The sequence below is a fragment of the Bradyrhizobium sp. BR2003 genome (genome assembly GCF_009720285.1).
GTDB lineage: Bacteria > Pseudomonadota > Alphaproteobacteria > Rhizobiales > Xanthobacteraceae > Bradyrhizobium > Bradyrhizobium elkanii.
This window is the reverse complement of record NZ_SMYJ01000027.1, coordinates 164,233-178,189: the sequence shown is the minus strand read 5'-3', so window position 1 is coordinate 178,189 and position 13,957 is coordinate 164,233. Positions and strand designations below refer to the sequence as shown.

At 65.6% G+C, this 13,957-nt stretch carries 17 protein-coding genes; 9 read left to right on the top strand and 8 right to left on the bottom strand.

Annotated features, from left to right (window positions below; translation table 11 throughout):
- Position 1: 1 nt before the first annotated feature.
- From E2I15_RS38840 to E2I15_RS22235, 5 genes are all read left to right on the top strand, one after another.
- Positions 2–172: a hypothetical protein gene (locus tag E2I15_RS38840; protein WP_170991519.1), complete on the top strand. Its 171-nt coding sequence runs from the start codon at positions 2–4 to the stop codon at positions 170–172.
- A 15-nt stretch (positions 173–187) separates the two neighbouring features.
- Positions 188–1,006 (top strand): alpha/beta hydrolase, encoded by an 819-nt coding sequence (locus E2I15_RS22250; RefSeq protein ID WP_170991520.1) that lies wholly within the window; start codon positions 188–190, stop codon positions 1,004–1,006.
- Positions 1,007–1,060: 54 nt separating this feature from the next.
- Positions 1,061–2,158: a calcium:cation antiporter gene (locus E2I15_RS22245; RefSeq protein WP_137478973.1), complete on the top strand. Its 1,098-nt coding sequence runs from the start codon at positions 1,061–1,063 to the stop codon at positions 2,156–2,158.
- A gap of 40 nt (positions 2,159–2,198) precedes the next feature.
- A complete protein-coding gene (locus E2I15_RS22240; protein WP_028340624.1) occupies positions 2,199–2,483 on the top strand; it encodes a cupin domain-containing protein in 285 nt (94 codons plus the stop codon).
- Positions 2,484–2,758: 275 nt separating this feature from the next.
- A complete protein-coding gene (locus E2I15_RS22235) occupies positions 2,759–3,652 on the top strand; it encodes a hypothetical protein (RefSeq protein ID WP_137478974.1) in 894 nt (297 codons plus the stop codon).
- Positions 3,653–3,700: 48 nt separating this feature from the next.
- Here the strand turns inward: E2I15_RS22235 and E2I15_RS22230 are convergent, their stop codons facing one another.
- Entirely contained in the window at positions 3,701–4,363 is a 663-nt protein-coding gene (locus E2I15_RS22230; protein WP_137478975.1) for a tetratricopeptide repeat protein, read from the bottom strand.
- A gap of 113 nt (positions 4,364–4,476) precedes the next feature.
- Positions 4,477–4,773, bottom strand: coding sequence for a 30S ribosomal protein S21 (rpsU, locus tag E2I15_RS22225; protein ID WP_021078544.1), 297 nt, complete (start codon positions 4,771–4,773; stop codon positions 4,477–4,479).
- A gap of 264 nt (positions 4,774–5,037) precedes the next feature.
- Here rpsU and aqpZ point away from each other — a divergent pair, with 264 nt between their 5' ends.
- On the top strand, positions 5,038–5,760 hold the full coding sequence (aqpZ, locus tag E2I15_RS22220; protein WP_137478976.1) for an aquaporin Z: 723 nt from the start codon (positions 5,038–5,040) through the stop codon (positions 5,758–5,760).
- Positions 5,761–5,934: 174 nt separating this feature from the next.
- Here aqpZ and E2I15_RS22215 read toward each other — a convergent pair whose 3' ends face one another.
- Both E2I15_RS22215 and purE read right to left on the bottom strand, forming a co-directional pair.
- Positions 5,935–7,041, bottom strand: coding sequence for a 5-(carboxyamino)imidazole ribonucleotide synthase (locus tag E2I15_RS22215; protein WP_137478977.1), 1,107 nt, complete (start codon positions 7,039–7,041; stop codon positions 5,935–5,937).
- On the bottom strand, positions 7,038–7,526 hold the full coding sequence (gene purE, locus E2I15_RS22210) for a 5-(carboxyamino)imidazole ribonucleotide mutase (RefSeq protein WP_137478978.1): 489 nt from the start codon (positions 7,524–7,526) through the stop codon (positions 7,038–7,040). The genes E2I15_RS22215 and purE overlap by 4 nt, the downstream gene beginning before the upstream one ends.
- 331 nt (positions 7,527–7,857) lie before the next feature.
- Here purE and E2I15_RS22205 point away from each other — a divergent pair, with 331 nt between their 5' ends.
- Entirely contained in the window at positions 7,858–8,388 is a 531-nt protein-coding gene (locus tag E2I15_RS22205; RefSeq protein WP_502707177.1) for a GGDEF domain-containing protein, read from the top strand.
- A 14-nt stretch (positions 8,389–8,402) separates the two neighbouring features.
- Here E2I15_RS22205 and E2I15_RS22200 read toward each other — a convergent pair whose 3' ends face one another.
- The 3 genes from E2I15_RS22200 to E2I15_RS22190 form a co-directional block, all read right to left on the bottom strand.
- The gene (locus E2I15_RS22200; RefSeq protein WP_018268738.1) at positions 8,403–8,654 is read right to left on the bottom strand and encodes a hypothetical protein; all 252 of its coding nucleotides are present in this window, start codon (positions 8,652–8,654) and stop codon (positions 8,403–8,405) included.
- A gap of 66 nt (positions 8,655–8,720) precedes the next feature.
- Positions 8,721–8,930: a hypothetical protein gene (locus tag E2I15_RS22195; protein WP_028336001.1), complete on the bottom strand. Its 210-nt coding sequence runs from the start codon at positions 8,928–8,930 to the stop codon at positions 8,721–8,723.
- A 196-nt stretch (positions 8,931–9,126) separates the two neighbouring features.
- Positions 9,127–9,333 carry a YdcH family protein gene (locus E2I15_RS22190; RefSeq protein ID WP_016847372.1) on the bottom strand — a complete coding sequence of 69 codons (207 nt, stop codon included), beginning with the start codon at positions 9,331–9,333 and terminating at the stop codon, positions 9,127–9,129.
- A gap of 240 nt (positions 9,334–9,573) precedes the next feature.
- On the opposite strand from E2I15_RS22190, the gene E2I15_RS22185 reads away from it, so the two are divergent.
- Complete coding sequence (locus E2I15_RS22185) at positions 9,574–9,759, top strand: YdcH family protein (RefSeq protein ID WP_016847370.1); 186 nt, start codon at positions 9,574–9,576, stop codon at positions 9,757–9,759.
- A 96-nt stretch (positions 9,760–9,855) separates the two neighbouring features.
- Here E2I15_RS22185 and E2I15_RS22180 read toward each other — a convergent pair whose 3' ends face one another.
- Positions 9,856–10,971 (bottom strand): NAD(P)/FAD-dependent oxidoreductase, encoded by a 1,116-nt coding sequence (locus E2I15_RS22180; protein WP_338134467.1) that lies wholly within the window; start codon positions 10,969–10,971, stop codon positions 9,856–9,858.
- 261 nt (positions 10,972–11,232) lie between these two features.
- Between E2I15_RS22180 and E2I15_RS22175 the strand changes: the two genes are divergently transcribed.
- On the top strand, positions 11,233–13,920 hold the full coding sequence (locus E2I15_RS22175; protein ID WP_137478981.1) for a sensor domain-containing protein: 2,688 nt from the start codon (positions 11,233–11,235) through the stop codon (positions 13,918–13,920).
- Positions 13,921–13,957: the final 37 nt, after the last annotated feature.

Below are 13,957 nucleotides of genomic sequence, written 5' to 3'. Positions count from 1 at the left end.
GATGACGCTGAACCGGGAGTGGCATCGAACGCATCGCATGCCGCCCCGGGCAACGCGCGAGCAGCGCATCAAGTGGCAGGTCGCGCATGCGGCGGCGTGCGCGTGCCGGCCGGTCCCCGACAGCATCAAGGTGGACGTCGAGAAGCTGCGCAAGCTCGGCCGCCGTAAATAGCCGCGGCCACCGGTGATGGCGCTGGCACTCGCAATCCTGAAAGGGCTCCTGTCCGCCGCGTTCGTCGTCTATCTCGGCGGACTCGTGGCGCTGTATGTCAAGCAGCGCGAACTGTTGTTTCCGATCCCGCCGGTCGGACGGACTGCGCCCGCGGCCGCCGGCCTTCCCGAAGCGGAAGAACATGTCCTGACCACCGGCGACGACGAGAAGGTCATCGTCTGGCACGTGCCGGCGAAGCCGGGCCGGCCCGTCGTGCTGTTCTTCCATGGCAATGGCGATTTCCTTGCTGGGCGCGTGGCGCGCTTCAAGGCCATCACGGCCGACGGTACCGGGTTGGTGGCGCTGTCCTTTCGCGGTTACGCAGGGTCGAGCGGGTCTCCGAGCGAGCAGGGACTGCTGCAGGACGCCGCGGCGGCTTACGCCTTCGCCACCGCGCGCTACCGCGCCGAGCAGATCGTGGCCTGGGGATTCTCCCTCGGCACGGGCGTTGCGGTTGCGCTCGCCGCCGAACATCCGCTCGGCAAGCTGATCCTGGAGGCGCCGTACACGTCGACGGCTGACGTCGCCGGCGCGCATTTCTGGTATGTGCCGGTCAGCCTCCTGATGCGCGATCAATTCCACTCCGACCGGCTCATCGCGCAGGTCAAGGCGCCGCTCCTGATCTTGCATGGCACCGACGATCCGATGATCCCGATCCGCTTCGGCGAGCGCCTGTTCGGCCTCGCCCATGAGCCCAAGCAATTCGTGCGACTGCCCGGTGGCGGGCACGACAATCTCGACGATTTCGGTGCGATGGCGACGGCGCGGCGGTTTATCGATGCCGCAAGAGGCTGACGGCGGCGATTGTCTGTCGCATAATCGCGCCACGGAAGTGAGGGGACCCCCACGATGAGCGCACACGGACCGATGCCGCGGTCGGCCTGGCTGTATCCCGTTCTGGCGGTGCTGCTGTTTGCTGTGGTCACGGCCACCGGCTACGGCTTCGCGCCGTCGGCCGGGGGCTGGGTGTTTGCGGCGGTGCTGCTGGTCATTCTGTTCGGCACCGTGTTCGCGGCCGTCCATCATGCCGAGATGATCGCCGAGCGGATCGGCGAGCCGTTCGGCACATTGCTGCTGACGCTCGCGGTGACGATCATCGAGGTGGCGCTGATCTCGACCATCATGCTGGGCGACACGCCGGCGCCGACCTTGGCGCGCGACACCGTGTTTGCGGTGGTGATGATCGTCTGCAACGGCCTGGTCGGGCTCTGCATCTTCATCGGCGGCATCCGCTACCGCGAGCAGGATTTCCAGATCACCGGCGCCAACCTTTACCTCAGCGTGCTGTTCGTGCTCGCGACCATCACGCTCGACATGCCGAATTTCACGCTCACGGCACCGGGCCCGATCTATTCCACGGCCCAGCTTGCCGTGATCAGCGTCGTGACCCTGCTGCTCTATGCGGTGTTCCTCTACACCCAGACCATCCGCCACCGCGATTATTTCGTCAGCGGCGCCAACGAGGCGGCGGCGCATGGCGAGGTGATGTCGGACCGCATGACGGCGATCAGCGTTGCGCTGCTGCTGATCTCGTTGCTGGCGGTGGTGTTGCTGGCGAAGAAATTCTCGCTGGTGGTCGATGTCGTCACCGTCAAGATCGGCGCGCCGCCGGCCTTTGCCGGCCTGGTGGTGGCGGCCCTGATCCTGTTGCCGGAGAGCGTCGCCGCGGTGTCGGCAGCGCGCAAGAACGACCTGCAGAAGAGCATCAACCTCGCGCTCGGCTCCTCGATCGCCACCATCGGGCTCACGGTTCCGGCGGTGGCGGTTGCCGCCTCTGTGCTCGACAAGCAGCTGGTGCTCGGGCTCAGCAACCAGCATATGCTGATCCTGCTGCTGACCTTCATGGTCAGCATGCTCACCTTCGGAACCGGCCGCACCAACATCCTGTTCGGGCTGGTTCACATGGTGGTGTTCGCGGTGTTCGTGTTCATGGTTTTCGTGCCGTAGAGCACGATCCGCTCAAACGAGAAACCTGGAGAGAATGACGATGCTCAGCGCCAAATCGGATGTGCAGGTGGATACTGCGGAGGTCCGCGTGACCGAATGGCGCCTCGCGCCGGGCAGCGCCACCGGCCACCACACCCATGAGATGGACTATGTCATCGTTCCGATCACGGCTGGCGAGATGACGATCGTGGCGCCGAACGGCGAGCGCTCGAAGGCGCAGCTCGGAGCCGGCAAATCCTATTTCCGCAAGGCCGGGGTCCAGCACGACGTGCTCAACGAGACGGCCAGCGAGATCGTGTTCCTCGAGGTCGAACTCAAGCCCTGACGCGGCGCAAGAACCCTGCAGGACCCCTGCAAGCAACCCTGCACCCGCCGAATGGCAGGTCCGAGCCGGCGCGGCTGTGGAAATTCATAAGCCGTTAACGGCTGCGCGATGATCTAGCAGGCGGATGCGGCCTGCGCAGGGGGCGCCTCCGGCTGAAACCAAAGCGACACCAAAGGTGACGTCGGAACGGGGGTTTGCCACCGATCCGACGCAGTTGATCCCTGAATGTGCCTCAAAGTTCCAGCATGTAATACCGGGGTGGGGAGTGGCAGGTCATGCTGAGTTACCTGAAGAAATTCGTGATGGACATCTTACCCTCGGTGGCAGCGACCATCATCGGGGCGTACATCGTTAATCATTACATCGTGGCCAAGCCGGAGGCGCCGGCAGCCGCAGCCGTGACCGCCGCAGTGGATCCCAAGGCAGATCCGAAAGCCACCGCCAAGCCCGCCACCGTCGTTAGCAGCCTCCCCGAAGCCGGTGTGAAGGCCAAAGGCATGTCCGAGCGCACGCTGATCGAGCGGTCGGCGTCCGAGAAGGCCACCGTCACCGAGAAGCCTGCCGAGAAATCGGCCGAGCCCAAATCCACCGACGCAAAGCCTGACGCACCGGCCGATACCGCCAGCATCCCCGCCGACACCCGCCATCATCCGGCGGCGCCGAAGGCCGTCGCGAAGGTCACGCCCGCCGCGCCGCAGCCGGCCGCTCCCGCGACGTCAGCCGCACCGGTCGAGGCTGCCGTGACGCCCGAGGAAAGCCGCGACGCCAACGACCTCGCGCGCGCCGCCATCGAGCGGCTGCGCAAGGAGCGTCCGCAGGAGGCAGCGCGGTCCCAAGACGCCACGCGCACCGACCTTGCCCGCCTGCCTGAGGCGCAGCGTCCGGCAGCCACCTCGGCGATCCGGCCGTTGCCGCCGCCGATCATGGTGTCGAACCCGTCCAACGATAATGCGGATCAATCCGCGCAGCAGCGTCCGCCCTACGCCGCCAATGCCCAGGACTCGAATCGGTTGACGCCGCCGGCCGACATTCCGGTCCCGGTGGTGCAGGCCCCTCTCGACCTGCGCGCCGAGGCGATCATGCCGGCGCAGAAGAACGAGCGCACGTCGGTGACCGACGACATGTTCTCCGGCATGAAGTCGATGTTCCACGCCGTCCTGCCGAAGTAGCCGCAGCGCCGCTCGATCGTTCCTGACGGGTTGTCTTCACGCCAAGCGCTAGCCGCCGGTGCGCGCCAGCCCGCTGCGCGCATTGCCGTCGCCTGGCCGTAGCGCGAGCGCGCGATTGTAGGATGCCGCCGCCTTGGCCTTGTCGCCAAGCTTTTCATAGGCCTGGCCGCGCGTGCTCCACGCCGCAACATTGCCGGGATCGGCCTGCACGGCCTCGTCGAGATCGCTGGCGGCCTGCCTGGCCTTGTCGAGCGCGAGGTAGCTGGTCGCGCGGCCGACCAGGGGCTCGGCCTTCTGCGGCGACAGCCCGCTGGCCGCCGTGAAATCGTCGATCGCCTGCTGATGCTGTCCGCGGCCCTGATAGATCAGGGCGCGGCCGTAGAGCGCCTGGATATTGTAAGGGTCGGCCGCCAGTGCCTGTTCGAACTCCGCCATCGCCTCGTCGAGCTTGCCGGAGCGCGCCAGCATTTGAGCGCGCGCGGTGTGATCCTTGGCGCTGTTGACGTCTTGCGGGGTGATGGTGTCGGCGGCGGGCTTGTCGGCGGCGGCAGCCGGCTTCGGCTTGTCGTCCGAGGAGCCCCATGATCCGAGGTCGAACGAGCAGCCCCCGAGCGGCAGGCCGAGAGCCACGGCAATGATGACGAGATGCGGCGCGCAACGGCGCTGCGCAGGTCCTGGAAAGGGCGGGCGGGATACCGGATCAGCCGTCATGCAAAATGCTCTTGCCGGTCGTTTTGCATGGGTACCCCGGAACGCGGCGTGCTTCAAAACGACAACGCGGGCCCGTGGCCCGCGCTGTTAGACTTCCATATCGGCAAAACGGTTCAGCGAGGGCCGCGACCAGCGCCTGCACCGCCCGGACGGCCGCCGCGGTCGCCACCGGGGCCAGCGCCGAACACCGGCTTCGGCTTCATCGGCAGCAGGCCTTCGCGCTGCAGCTTCTTGCGCGCCAGCTTGCGTGCGCGGCGCACGGCTTCGGCCTTTTCGCGGGCCTTCTTCTCGGAGGGCTTTTCGTAGTGACCGCGGAGCTTCATCTCGCGGAAAATGCCCTCGCGCTGCATCTTCTTCTTCAGCGCCTTCAGGGCTTGGTCGACATTGTTATCGCGGACGAGAACCTGCACGCGGCATCCTCTTTTGAATTGATCGGTTCGGAATTCTGGCGAGGTGAAGGGGCGGCAAAAGGCCTGCCTCTTAACCCTAGGCGCGCGCATGTATCAGACAAACGCGCAGATGTCCACCGGTCGAGTGACTTTCGGGCCTAGTAAAGCCACGAAATAGGGCGAAAATGCCATTGTGCGGCCCTGATTTGGGTGGTTTGGCGTCCAGATGAGGGCCGCTCCCGGCGTTTTGGATAACCCGGACATTGGAAATAGGGGAGATGCGAGATGGAGATGAAAAAATACGCTGCCGAGGCCATCGGTACGTTCTGGCTCACATTCGCTGGTTGCGGCAGCGCAGTGATCGCGGCCGGCTTTCCGCAGGTCGGGATCGGCTTGGTCGGCGTGTCACTGGCCTTCGGGCTGAGCGTCGTGACCATGGCCTATGCGATCGGCCATATCTCGGGTTGCCACCTCAACCCGGCGGTGACGGTCGGGCTCGCCGCGGGCGGGCGTTTCCCGGGCGGCCAGGTGCTGCCCTACATCATCGCGCAGGTCGTGGGCGCCATCATCGCGGCCTGGCTGCTCTATGTGATCGCGAGCGGTGCGCCCGGCTTCGATGTCAGCAAGGGCTTCGCCTCCAACGGCTATGACGCGCACTCGCCCGGCCAGTACAGCATGGTGGTTTGCTTCATCACCGAGGTGGTGATGACCATGATGTTCCTGTTCATCATCATGGGATCGACCCATGGCAAGGCGCCTGCCGGCTTCGCGCCGCTCGCGATCGGCCTCGCGCTGGTGATGATCCATCTCGTCAGCATTCCCGTCACCAATACGTCGGTGAACCCGGCGCGCAGCACCGGGCCGGCGCTGTTCGTCGGCGGGTGGGCGTTGGGGCAGCTCTGGCTGTTCTGGGTCGCGCCCTTGATCGGCGGTGCGCTCGGCGGCGTGATCTACCGATGGCTCAGCGACGAGCCGGCCGGCATCGTCGCCGGCGCGAAGACGGCGTGATCGGCGAGAGCGTTTTCGAGCGAAGCGGACGCCGGTTCGCGTGAAGAAAACGCGTAAACAAAAATCCAGAGCATCGGTTCTGATTGAACCGGAACCGATGCTCTCTTGGATCGTGGCTGCCACGATCCCATTTCCATCGATGTTGTCGAAGGCGGCTTGCGGGCCGCGTGTGAATCATGGCTTGCGAGCAGGCGTCACTTCGGTGACGTGCCCCATCTTGCGGCCGGGGCGCGGCGTGCCCTTGCCGTACAGATGCACTGTGGCGCCGGGAACGGTGAGCCACTGTTCGTAGCTCAGGATGTCGTCGCCGATCAGGTTGGTCATGACGACATCGCCGTGGCGCACCGGCTTGCCCAGCGGCCAGCCGGCAATCGCGCGGATGTGCTGCTCGAACTGTGAGATCGAGGCGCCGTCGAGCGTCCAGTGGCCGGAATTGTGCACGCGCGGCGCGATCTCATTGACCAGCACCGTCGCCTTGCTGCCGTTGCCAGGCACCACGAACATCTCCACCGCGAGCACGCCGACATAGTCGAGCGCCGAGGCGATCTTTTCGGCGACCGCGCGCGCCTGCGCGGCAAGCTCGTCGGGGATTGCGGCCGGTGCGCGGGAAATTTTCAGAATGTGGTCGCGATGCTCGTTCTCGGTGACGTCGAAGCATTCGACTTCGCCGGACGCGGAGCGGGCCGCAATCACCGAGATCTCGCGCTCGAACGGTACGAAGGCCTCGAGGATCGCCGACTTGGTGCCGAGGTCCTCCCAGACCTGCTCGAGGTCGTCGCCGGCGCGGATGATGGCCTGGCCCTTGCCGTCATAGCCGAAGCGGCGGGTCTTGATCACCGCGGGCAGGCCGATGCGCTCGATCGCCGCGCGCAGCGTGCCGACCGAGGAGACGTCGGCGTAGTCGGCGGTGCCGATGCCGAGCTTGCTGACGAAATCCTTCTCGATCAGCCGGTCCTGCGTGGTCTCCAGGATCTTGTAGGCCGGCAGCACGGGGCGACGCGCGGCGAGCACCATCGCGGTCGCGGCCGGGACATTCTCGAATTCATAGGTGACGACGTCGACGTCGTTGGCGAACAGTTCGAGCGCCTCGACGTCGGCATATTCCGCGCAGGTCGCGTTCTGCACCACGTCGAACGCCGGGGAGTCCGGATCCGGCGAAAACACCTGGCAGCGGAGCCCGAGGCGCGCCGCGGCCATCGCCAGCATCCGGCCCAATTGTCCGCCGCCGAGGATTCCAATGGTGTCGCCCGGCTTCAGCTTCACTCCGTTCGAAGCCGTCACGCCGCGCCCTCCGGATGCTCGCCGATCGCGTCGGTCTGCTGCTTGCGCCAGGCCGCAAGGCGGCCCGACAGAGCCGGATCGTTGAGCGCGAGCACGCTCGCCGCGAGCAACGCGGCATTGATCGCGCCGGCCTTGCCGATTGCCAGCGTCCCGACCGGGACGCCCGCCGGCATCTGCACGATCGAATAGAGCGAATCGACGCCCGACAGCGTCTTCGACTCGACGGGAACCCCGAACACCGGAAGTTCCGTCAGCGCGGCGGTCATGCCCGGCAAATGGGCGGCGCCGCCGGCACCGGCAATGATCACCTTGTGGCCGGCAGCCTTGGCGCCCTTGGCAAAGGCATAGAGCCGATCCGGGGTGCGGTGGGCCGAAACGATGCGCGTTTCGCAGGCCACACCGAGCGCAGCCAGCGTCTCGGCCGCATGACGCATGGTTTCCCAGTCGGACTGACTTCCCATGATGATGGCGATCGGAGCGGTCATCTCTTCAATTCTGTACAGGAATCCAAAAGCATAGGCCGATTATAGGGACGGCCCGGGCGTCATCCAAGGCGTGGCAAGGGAGTTAGAATGGACTATCCTGTCTTGGTGAATCCCGGCAAGCCTTCATAAGCAGGCCTCAACAAGGATGCGCATGAAGAAGAAGACGACGGCGGCCGCCTCTGGGGCCGCGAAACGACCCAAAGGCGCGCCCGCCGCGCGCAAATCCGGGCCGGGCAAGACTGGGGCCAAGCGGGCTGGAACCAAACGGGCCGGAACCGAAGCTTCCACGCGAGGCGCGGTCGCATCCGGAGACAAATCGACGATCCGCAGCTTGCGGGCGCAGCTGGCGCGCGCACAGGCCCGGATCGAGGAGCTGCAGGCCTCCGCCGAGACCGACTTCCTGCTCGACATCCTGAACCGGCGCGGATTTGAGCGCGAGCTCGCCCGTTCGCTCTCCTTCATCAAGCGCTATCAGGCCTCCGGCGCGCTGATCGTGCTCGACGTCGATCGCCTCAAGCCGATCAACGATGCCTTCGGCCACGCGGCCGGCGACGAAGTGCTGAAGGCGATCGTTGCCGCGATATCGGATCAGGTGCGCGCTTCCGATGTGATCGGCCGTCTCGGCGGCGACGAGTTCGCCGTGCTGCTGTGGAATCTCAGCGAGATCGATGCCCGCGCCAAGGCGGCTGCGCTGGAAGAGGCGATCGATCGGTTGACCTTCATGTTCCGCGACAGCCAGGTCACCGCAGGTGCCTCCGCGGGCGTTGCGATCCTCACCGCGCATTCGGATATCGATCGCGTTCTCGATGAGGCCGACCGTGCGATGTATGTGCGCAAGGCGCAGCGGCGCCACGAATCCTAGAGGATCCGGGCCGATCAAAGCGCACTCAGATCCTCCGGCACATTGCCGTAGGCCCGCAACAGCTTGGCATCGCCGAATTCGCCGATCGCGGGATCGCCGGTGCGGCTGAACGCGACGGCGCCGATGCTGCCGGGCATCCGCGACATGGTCTCCGCGCGGCGCAGCGCGACCGCCGAGCTCTGGCATTCCTCGGCATTGCCGGCGACCGGCGTGCCGTCATCGTCCTGCATGAAGGGCAGTGCCACGTAATAGGTTACATCGGCCATTGCTGTGCTCCCTGAAGATCAGGCCAAGGATCAGGCCAAGGATCGGGCCAAGGATCGGGCCAAGGATCAGGCGGCGTCGCTCGCCGCCCGGGTCTGCGCCGGCACGCAGCCGGCGGTGATCGCGGCCTGCAATTCCTCAAGCTCGGCTTCCAGGTATTCGTTGGCCATGATCAGCGCCTTGATCGTGCTGCGCAGGTTGCCGTCGCACATCGCGATCGCCTGATCGCAGGCCTTCTCGTAGCGGCTGTTGTCGGGCAGGGAAGGCGGTGCGGACATGGCGAAACTCCCTCTGATGGCTGGTGGCTGGGTCGGTATGTTCTCTTTTTGTTCCGACAGAGTCAAGCGGCGGGAAATCGCCTCGCGTCCGTTGCCGCGAACGTGAAGCCGGTGAGGTGCTGTGGATGACGGGGAAAACCGCCGCCCGGCCTGAACCGGAAGCGCCGAACCGCGAAGGCCCGCGCCGCGACGCGCGTCAGGCGATGATGTCGGGCGTGATCTGGTCTTCGATGAAGGCGATGCGATCGCGCAGTTGCAGCTTCCGCTTCTTCAAGCGTTGCAACATCAAGAGATCCGGCGCCGGCGACTGGTGCAGCGCGTCGATCGCGGCATCGAGGTCGCGGTGCTCTTGCTGCAGACGCGCGAGCTCGGCGATTAGTTCGCGCTCATCCTGATCGTTCATGGTTGTATATTAACTGATAAGCACGATGAGGTTGTTGCGGCGGAAGTCGCCGCTCGCCGGAATATCCTCCTTGCGCGCGCGCCGCGCAAGCCGGACCGGTTCCATTGTCACGATTGGTTACAGATAAACCGAAATGAGTGCGTGCGGCATTTCGCGTTTCCCATCGACAGCGCCGTCCACTTGTGTACACTCGGCGGTCCGGATCGAACCTGAGGTTTAACGCACCGAGGAGTGTTCGCAATGGCAATACAGGCCCATCTCATTGAGCTGGAGCGTAAACACAAAATACTCGAGAACGAACTGCACGAAGCGCTCGTTCACCCCTCCGTAGACGACCTGCATATTTGCGAGCTGAAGCGCCGCAAGTTGATGGTCAAGGATCAAATCGAGCGGTTGAGACTGTCCGCCGACGACACGGTCCACTAGACCGCCCCCCTGCAAATTAGCAAATAGCCTGGCCTTTCACCGAGGGATGAACGCCCGAGTGCGCGCGCATCCCCCGGCAGGCCATACTGTATTTGCTCAGAGTTCCGCCAACTCGCCGACATGGTCGGCGACCGCGAGCGACGACGTCAGTCCGGGCGATTCAATCCCGAACAGGTTGATCAGGCCGGCGACGCCGTGATCGGCGGGCCCCTGGATCAGGAAGTCCTGCGTCGCCACTGCCGGCGGCACGATCTTGGGGCGGATTCCCGAGTAGCTCGGCATCAGCGCGCCGTCCGGCAGGGCCGGCCAGTATTTCCGGATCGCCGGATAGAACCGCTCGGCCCGATCAGGGTCGACGGCGTAATCGATGTGATCGATCCATTGGACGTCGGGTCCGAACCTCGCCTGTCCGGCCAAGTCGAGCGTCAGGTGCACGCCGAGCCCGCCGGGTTCCGGCACCGGGTAGATCAGGTGCGAGAACGGCGCCCTGGCGCTGCAGCTGAAATAATTGCCCTTGGCCAAATAGGCCGTTGGAATCAATTCGATCGGCATGCCCGCGACGTTGCGCGCGACCGCCGTCGCGCCGAGCCCGGCGGCATTGACCAGGAGATCGCAGGCCAGCGTCATCGGCGCCGCGCCGCCGGCCTCGATCTCGAACCCGTCGGCGGTGGCCCTGGCGTGGAGCAGCGGCGTATGGAAGGCGAACGCCGCCCCGGCCTCCTCGGCGTCACCGCGCAGCGCGAGCATGTAGGCATGGCTGTCGATGATCCCGGTCGAGGGCGACAGCAGCGCTGCGTCGCAATTCAGCGCCGGCTCCAGGGCGCGCGCCGCCTCGCCGGACAACAGCTGCATGTCGTCGACGCCATTGGCCTTTGCATGCGCGCGGATCGACTGCAGCTTCTCGGTATCCGCCGCCGTTGTGGCCACGATCAGCTTGCCGCAATTCTTGTGCGGGACGCCGTGCTCGGCGCAGTAGCGGTAAAGCGCCCGCTTGCCGCTGACGCACATCCGCGCCATCAGGCTGCCGGCGCGGTAGTAGATGCCGGCGTGGATCACCTCGCTGTTTCGCGACGAGGTCACCGTGCCGATCCCCTCGGCCTCCTCGATCACAATCACTTCGCGGCCGGCCTGTGCCAGCCGCCGCGCCACCGCGAGGCCGATCACCCCCGCACCGACGATCACGCAATCAACCCTGTCCATCTCGTCCTTCAGGTCCGAAAATTTCCGCCCGGCCGCGCCCTGGCCGCTGCCGCCAGCATCGTTCAGCCGATCCGGTCGCTTTGGGCAAGTGCTTATTAGGCAAGTGTTTGGGCCATCTCAAATAGTTGGGAGCCATGCCCTGTTAGTGGAGCATTAATCATGTCAGGGCAATTGCCATAAATTAAGTCAGCATTTTCCGGTTGCATCAGTACGCGTTTACCCGATCCAAACCGCCGGAGCCGGACACTCGCCCCGGAAATCCGCGGGTGATCGATGGCTGGCAGGAAGGTGCAGGCGGGCGGGAAGAATTCGATTCCGGCAAGGGCCGTGCTCTGCCTGATCGCCGCCGTCGCGCCGTGCGCTGCAGCCCGGGCCGGCACCGGTGCGTTCGCGCCGTCGAGCTATCTCGGCAGCCTCGATCCCGGCGTGGTCTGGGAGCTCCTGATCGGCAGTGTGGTGGTGGCGTCGTTTTTCGGCGCGGTCGGGCTGTGGATCCTCTCGGCGTTGCGCAAGGCCAAGCGCGCGCAATTGCGGCGCAACGCCTTCGTCTCGTCGGCACTCAACCATTTGAACCAAGGCGTGGTGATGACCGATGCGCAGGAGCGCATCGTGTTCTGCAACGACCGCTATCTCGACATCTACGGCCTGTCGCGCGCCGACATCCGGCGCAACATGACCGGCACCGAGCTGCTCGAGCTGCGCCGCGACCGCGGCGTGCTCGACCTCAGCGCCGAGGATTTCTTCGCCAGGGCCGCGGCGCCCGAGGGATTAGTCACCGAGCTGCCCGGCGGCAGGTCGGTGCTGGTGAAGTATTTTCCACTGCCGAACGGCGGCTCGGTCGCGACCCATCTCGATTGCACCGACCAGCGCAAGCTGTCGCGCAAGCTCGCCTCCACCACGCAATTCCTGGAATCGGTGCTCGACAATGTTCCGGTCTGCGTCGCGGCCAAGAACATCGAGGACGGCCGCTACATCTTCGCCAACCGCGCCTTCGAGCGCTTCTCGCGCTTCTCGCGCGATCACATCGTGGGCAAGCGCGCCGACGAGATCTTCCGCCCCGAGACCGCCGCGAGCATCGACACCGCCGACCGCGCGGCGCTGAACGCGGCGGAAGGCTATCATCGCAGCGAATTTGTCGTTGAACGCGGTTCGGACAAGCGGATCCTCGCCTCCAACCGCGTGATCGCCCGCAACGAGGCCGGCGAGCCGGAATTCCTGATCGCGCTGTTCGAGGACGTCACCGACCGCCGCTCGCTGTCGCGCGAGCTCGAGAACAACAAGAAATTCCTCGAGCTCGTGGTCGACAACATCCCGGTCTCGCTGATCGTGCAACGGGTCAGCGACGGCCGCTACCTCCTGGCCAACCGCAGTGCCGAGACGATCCTCAATCGCCGCCGCGAGGACGCCGCCGGCCTGACCGCATCCGATATCTTCAATGCGCGTGAAGCCAAGCTGATCATCGCCCGCGACGAGGCCGCGATCAGGAAGCGCAGCATGATCGCCGAGGAGCATCCGATCTCGACCAAGGACGGCCTGCGGCTGTTCCTGACCCGCCGCATGACCGTGCTCGACGATGTCGGCGAGCCGCAATATCTGATCAAGACCCATGAGGACGTCACCGACCGGCGCCAGACCGAGTCGCGCATGGCGCACATGGCCTATCATGACGGCCTGACAGATCTGCCGAACCGCGCCGCCTTCCTGCAGGCGCTGACCCAGATGATCGAGGCCTGCGACGGCACCGACGAGGAGTTCGCGGTGCTCTGCGTCGATCTCGACGGGCTGAAGGAGATCAACGACGTCTATGGCCACGCGATGGGCGACAAGGTGCTGATCGAGGTCGCACAGCGCTTGCAGACCGTGGCGCGCGGCGGCGTGGTGGCGCGGCTGTCCGGCGACGAATTCGGCCTCATCATCGACGGCAAGCAGCCGGTCGCCGGCATCGCACTGGCCGAGCAGGCCGCCGAGGCGCTCGGGCAGGATTTCCTGATCGACGGCAAGTCGGTGCGGACCGGCCTCACCACCGGCATCGCGGTGTTTCCGGACAACGGATCCGACGCGGCGTCGCTGCTGGCCAATTCCGGCGCGGCGCTGTTTCGCGCCAAGGCGAAGTCGCGCGGCACCATCTCGATCTTCGAACCGGAGATGGATCAGCAGATCCGTGATCGCCGCGTGCTGCACCAGGAGCTGTCGGTCGCGATCAAGAATGGCGAGTTGTCGCTCTACTACCAGCCGCAGGCCGCCGCGGGCGGCAGCGTGGCGGCCAGCCGGATCATCGGCTTCGAGGCGCTGGCGCGCTGGCACCATCCGGTGCGCGGCTTCGTGCCGCCCGGCGACTTCATTCCGCTCGCGGAAGAAAGCGGCCTGATCGTCGAGATGGGCGAATGGATTCTGCGCGAAGCCTGCCGCGAGGCGGCTTCCTGGGCGATCCCGCTGCAGGTCGCGGTGAACCTGTCGCCGGCGCAATTCACCCATGGTGACCTCGTCGGTCTCGTGCATTCGATCCTGCTCGAGACCGGGCTCATGCCTGACCGACTCGAGCTCGAAATCACCGAGGGCGTGCTGATCGAGGATTTCGACCGCGGCCTGTCGCTGCTGCGGCGGCTGAAGGCGCTCGGCGTCCGCATCTCGATGGATGATTTCGGCAGCGGCTATTCCTCGCTGAGCTACCTGCAGGCGTTTCCGTTCGACAAGATCAAGATCGACCGCGCTTTCGTCATCAATCTGGGCCGCAACCCGCAATCGGCCGCGATCGTACGCGCGGTGATCGATCTCGGCCACGGCCTTGAAATGTCGATCGTCGCCGAAGGCGTCGAGACCGAGGCGCAGCTCGGCTTCCTCGCCGAAGAAGGCTGCGACGCGGTGCAGGGCTATCTGATCGGCCGGCCGGCCCCGATCGGTCAATTTGCCGCGCTGGTCGGCGGCGACCATCTTGCCGAAACCGTGCGCAGAGCCGGGTAATTTGGCCTGAATGGTCGGGCCGGCCCGGCCGGCTGTA

What these genes read in the sequence shown, in the direction of transcription:
- E2I15_RS38840 (WP_170991519.1), top strand. Translation starts at nt 2, where the DNA reads ATGACGCTGAACCGGGAGTGGCATCGAACGCATCGCATGCCGCCCCGG.
- E2I15_RS22250 (WP_170991520.1), top strand. Translation starts at nt 188, where the DNA reads ATGGCGCTGGCACTCGCAATCCTGAAAGGGCTCCTGTCCGCCGCGTTC.
- aqpZ (WP_137478976.1), top strand. Translation starts at nt 5,038, where the DNA reads ATGGAGATGAAAAAATACGCTGCCGAGGCCATCGGTACGTTCTGGCTC.
- E2I15_RS22175 (WP_137478981.1), top strand. Translation starts at nt 11,233, where the DNA reads ATGGCTGGCAGGAAGGTGCAGGCGGGCGGGAAGAATTCGATTCCGGCA.
- E2I15_RS22185 (WP_016847370.1), top strand. Translation starts at nt 9,574, where the DNA reads ATGGCAATACAGGCCCATCTCATTGAGCTGGAGCGTAAACACAAAATA.
- E2I15_RS22200 (WP_018268738.1), bottom strand. Translation starts at nt 8,654, where the DNA reads ATGGCCGATGTAACCTATTACGTGGCACTGCCCTTCATGCAGGACGAT.
- E2I15_RS22190 (WP_016847372.1), bottom strand. Translation starts at nt 9,333, where the DNA reads ATGAACGATCAGGATGAGCGCGAACTAATCGCCGAGCTCGCGCGTCTG.
- E2I15_RS22245 (WP_137478973.1), top strand. Translation starts at nt 1,061, where the DNA reads ATGAGCGCACACGGACCGATGCCGCGGTCGGCCTGGCTGTATCCCGTT.
- E2I15_RS22235 (WP_137478974.1), top strand. Translation starts at nt 2,759, where the DNA reads ATGCTGAGTTACCTGAAGAAATTCGTGATGGACATCTTACCCTCGGTG.
- E2I15_RS22240 (WP_028340624.1), top strand. Translation starts at nt 2,199, where the DNA reads ATGCTCAGCGCCAAATCGGATGTGCAGGTGGATACTGCGGAGGTCCGC.
- E2I15_RS22195 (WP_028336001.1), bottom strand. Translation starts at nt 8,930, where the DNA reads ATGTCCGCACCGCCTTCCCTGCCCGACAACAGCCGCTACGAGAAGGCC.
- purE (WP_137478978.1), bottom strand. Translation starts at nt 7,526, where the DNA reads ATGACCGCTCCGATCGCCATCATCATGGGAAGTCAGTCCGACTGGGAA.
- E2I15_RS22230 (WP_137478975.1), bottom strand. Translation starts at nt 4,363, where the DNA reads ATGACGGCTGATCCGGTATCCCGCCCGCCCTTTCCAGGACCTGCGCAG.